General features: G+C 40.1%; 4 protein-coding genes. 3 read left to right on the forward strand and 1 reads right to left on the reverse strand.

Going from position 1 to position 4,168, the window contains the following annotated elements; genetic code table 11:
- Window positions 1–59 precede the first annotated feature (59 nt).
- Complete coding sequence (locus ACUVXA_RS17300) at window positions 60–1,109, forward strand: PhoU domain-containing protein (protein WP_445872533.1); 1,050 nt, start codon at window positions 60–62, stop codon at window positions 1,107–1,109.
- Window positions 1,110–1,222: 113 nt separating this feature from the next.
- On the opposite strand, the gene ACUVXA_RS17305 is transcribed toward ACUVXA_RS17300, so the two are convergent.
- A complete protein-coding gene (locus ACUVXA_RS17305; RefSeq protein ID WP_445872534.1) occupies window positions 1,223–2,272 on the reverse strand; it encodes a hypothetical protein in 1,050 nt (349 codons plus the stop codon).
- A 174-nt stretch (window positions 2,273–2,446) separates the two neighbouring features.
- Between ACUVXA_RS17305 and ACUVXA_RS17310 the strand changes: the two genes are divergently transcribed.
- On the forward strand, window positions 2,447–3,313 hold the full coding sequence (locus tag ACUVXA_RS17310; RefSeq protein ID WP_445872535.1) for an amidohydrolase family protein: 867 nt from the start codon (window positions 2,447–2,449) through the stop codon (window positions 3,311–3,313).
- Window positions 3,314–3,402: 89 nt separating this feature from the next.
- Window positions 3,403–4,168, forward strand: a 766-nt coding sequence (locus ACUVXA_RS17315) for an FAD-dependent oxidoreductase (protein ID WP_445872536.1), incomplete at its 3' end; no start/stop codon positions are given.

Raw genomic sequence — 4,168 nt, forward strand, 5'->3', positions numbered from 1 at the left:
TTTATATATAATTTATTTATACTCTATACCTCATTAAATCCTCAATGAAGGTGACACTCTTGGATGTTAGCAATGTAAAGGAAAACATTGAATTTCGCAAAGTACAGATAACAGGTAAATCCTCATACATCATTTCTCTACCGAAAAATTGGATAAAAAACAACAAAATCAAAAAAGGAGATACTATAGCTGTGATAGAGGAGGATGAGGGAGAACTAAAAATATCCAAAGTTCTGGAAACCAAAAAGAAAGAGAAACCAGCTCCCAAAATACTCATGGATAATTTTTCGGATTCTGAATTAATCACAGCAATCCTAGGAAACTACATAATAGGCGTGGACAACCTAGAAATATTATCCGAAAAGAAAGAAATGAATCCGGCACAGAAAAAAGTGGCGGTAGACACCATACGCAACCTGATAGGCTTCGAAGTCATGTCAGAATCACCAAATGTGATTAAAATCAAAAACTTGTTGGAACCCTCAGATTTCAATCTGGATGAAGTTGTCAACCGTTTAGCATTGATATCCATATCAATGTTTAAAACCGCAATGAATGCCATCGTTGAACTGAATCCAAAAAAAGTGGAAGACATGGAAACGCAGGATGACGAGGTGGATAGATTATATTTGCTCATACAAAGATTATTGAATATAGGGATAAGAGATAAGACTATTTCTCGGAAAATTGGTTTAGACAGCAATGGTGCCGCCATGGGTTGGAGCACTGTTGTTCGAAGTATTGAAAGAATCGCCGATGCTTCCGTGGAAATAGCTCAACAAATAGAGCCACTCCAGAAATTTAAGATCCCCGTTGAGATTCTAAATCTCTATACAAAACTAAGCAAGGAATCAATTTCTCTAATTGATGAGATTCTGGCCGCAAGTTCTCGAAAAGACCCTAGAGTTGCCATTGAGACGGTAAGGAAAATAGATAAACTAATTAAACTCCGGGAAGATGCGAGGAAAACAGAATCAGAAAAATCCATGGAACCAAAGTTACTGGTTTCCCTAGGAACCATTAACTGTGCTTTAAGAGAAGTGCTTCAATATTCTCTTGATTACCTGAAAGTGATAATAAACTCTGAATACTGGCAACACCTCAAATAGAAACCTACTAGTAACAAGGAGAAATTTTTCAATTCTCCTAAATCCTTTTTTTCTAAAAAATGAAAAAAATGGATAAAATACAGAACATGTTTTTTATGCCTGTCTTTATTGATTTAGCGTTTGAAAAGTTTCAGTAGAAAATGTTTTCGAGTTATTAACTCAACCTCAATCCATAACGCAACAACTATTATAACAAAACCAAGTAGATCTCCCATCACAATGTAAATAAAGCCACCAAATCCGCCAAAGAACAATAGCAGAGTCAAAGCTATTGCAACAATTTTCTCTCTGTCAAACGTGCTGTCTCTTCTAATCTTGGAAAGAATCAACCTCCAGAATACAATAGGCAGAGCTAAATAATATACAATAGCTAAAACATCGGGCCCACCGAAAAACTGAAAAATATACGGAATCCAAAACATCAACTCAAACCCCAAAACCAGAATCATGTAGCTTTTCCAGCTTATAATCTTCTTCTCAGAACTATTCAAATCCAATCTCGCCAAACGTATCACAAGTATAGCCAGCATCAGTATTACACCTAACTGAATGAAGATGGACTCCCATGAGGGATACCATCTAACTGAGTTAATCAAGAAGAAATTACTCAGGAAGAACTGGGACTGAAACAGAAGCATAGCAAAGTAGCTACTGGTACTAACCATTTCCGTAACGAAGTTAGGTACAAACAGGTAAAGAATCGCCAAGTAACCCAATACTGGAACATACTGCCATTTGGAGAGCACCGGCCCTGTTTTTTCCCTAGGAATAATAAGGTCCGCTATCATAAAGGTTAAAACCACAGTGTAGACCGCGTGAAACTCCGCGATAAAAATAGTCCAAGGCACACTCAAACCGAAGTAACGCCCAAACCCTACACCCATCCCTTGCCATCCCGGCAGTTCATTAGTTAAAGCCAAAAAACCCTCTTCCAATATACCGTATATTACACCTATAATCAACAGTTTTCGATAATCCAAAGAATATCGGGAAACCAGATCCTCAATAACTAACAGTGAAAGCCCATAGAACATAAACGTAACAAAAATAGACCAAGGATCATACACCCACTTGTAAGGAGGGGTAGCACTAGAAAACGACTCCGCATTAAAAGCTCCCAAAACCATTATCGTAATATTCCGAGTCCATTTTCGTCTATCCATCCGCTTTCCACCAGACACTTTTTAAATAATCTATAAGGCATATTCTATAAATTACATTTTTGGTTAAAGTAAAAAATTAAGTCCTGCAAGAACATTTTGTCCTTCTATGCAAAGTGCTTAAATAAGAGTTCAAAAAATATTCCATAAACATCCTAGAAAAAAGGAGAGAAATAAATGATAATTGACGTTCACACCCACCCGGTCTGTAAAGATTTGACACCCACTCCCGATCCGGAAACCCTTATCAAAAACTTGTTTGGTGAAAGAGCCAAAACCCAGAGATCACAAATGGTGATAAACGGATTCCTATTCTTACATGAGAACCAAACCATCGAAGAATTTGTAAACGCTTTCACCTCGGCCGGAATAGACAAAGCTGTAATAGTTCCTATGGATATGACCACAGAGTACGGGAGCCAACTGGGAACCAACGAAGACATCGCCCGAATGATGAATAAAATCCCCGACAAACTAATCGGTTTCTCATCTGTGGATCCCCGCCGAAAAGACGCCGTCCAGGTCCTTGAACACGCCGTCAAAGACCTAAAACTAAAAGGACTAAAACTAGTACCACCCCTACAGAAATTCGAAATCAGCGACCAAAAATACAATCCACTATGGGAAAAAGCCTTGGAACTAAATATACCCATTTGGACCCACGCCGGCCACCAATCCTCCGTCCCCACCTCTGTAGCCAAGTACGGACACCCCATGCTCATAGACGAAATAGCCAGAAGGTACCCCGACCTCACCATCATAATGGGACACCTCAGCGCACCATGGTTCATGGACGCTTGGTCACTAAACCTACGCCACGAAAACGTCTACTTGGATGTTTCCGTATGGTACAGCCTCTACCCATACTTCCCCTGGAGCGCCTACACCGACAACGGCATAGAGCACAAACTACTCTTCGCCACCGACTTCCCATTCACTCCCTTCCCCATCGGAATACAAGCGGTAAAAAACCTACCAATAAGCGAAGAATTCAAAAGAAAAATCCTGGGCGAAAATGCACAAAAAGTATTAAACATTAAGTAACCAGAATTCAGACCTCTGGAAAACCTCATCAAAACAAAAAATAATTCCCAACCTTTTTTATTCCCAATTTCGGAAAGAGAATGGTAAAAATGAAAAAATACGATGTTATAGTGGTAGGGGCAGGACCCGCAGGCAGCATAGCCGCCATGAAAGCAGCTCAGGGAGGCGCAAAAACCCTACTCCTTGAAAAACAGAGACTACCAAGATACAAACTCTGTGGAGGAGGAGTCGCCAATTGGATTATGAGAAAATTTGACATACCAGAAGATGTCATCGAGAAAGAATACAAAAATATTGTCACCTACACTCCACCAAACTATGAGAGGCAGGTTTTTCCTATGCCCGGGCTAGGATACTTTGGGGTGTGCAGAGATAAGTTCGACCACTGCCTGACCAAAATGGCCACAGAAGCCGGAGCGGAACTTAAAGAAGAAATCAACGTAAGAGACGTGATAATGGAAGAAGGGTATGTAAAGGGCATTATCACATCTGATGACCAGATTTTCAGAGGAGATGTTATTATAGGGTGTGACGGTGCCCACTCAATTGTGGCGAAAAAATCTGGGTTCTGGAAAGTATGGTTTGATCAAAAAGGCGAAACCTGGAAGGACCACATGTGGTTCTGTGTTGGCGTAGAAGTTAAAATGGACAAAAAAATTATCGATGAGCGGTTTGAAGATAATTATCTATTCTTTACCGGAAGAGAAGTAGCCCCATTGGCATACGGATGGCTGTTCCCAAAGAGGGAAATGGTCTCGGTGGGTCTAGGTTCTTTTGAGATTTCCATGACCAAAAAACCGTGGAGCTATATGGACTATTTCTTAAATAAGCATCCAGTCCTACCCGAACTGTTAG

Source organism: Candidatus Jordarchaeum sp., assembly GCF_052745115.1.

Coding starts and splice junctions, on each gene's coding strand:
- ACUVXA_RS17305 (WP_445872534.1), bottom strand. CDS start 2,272: ATGGATAGACGAAAATGGACTCGGAATATTACGATAATGGTTTTGGGA.
- ACUVXA_RS17310 (WP_445872535.1), top strand. CDS start 2,447: ATGATAATTGACGTTCACACCCACCCGGTCTGTAAAGATTTGACACCC.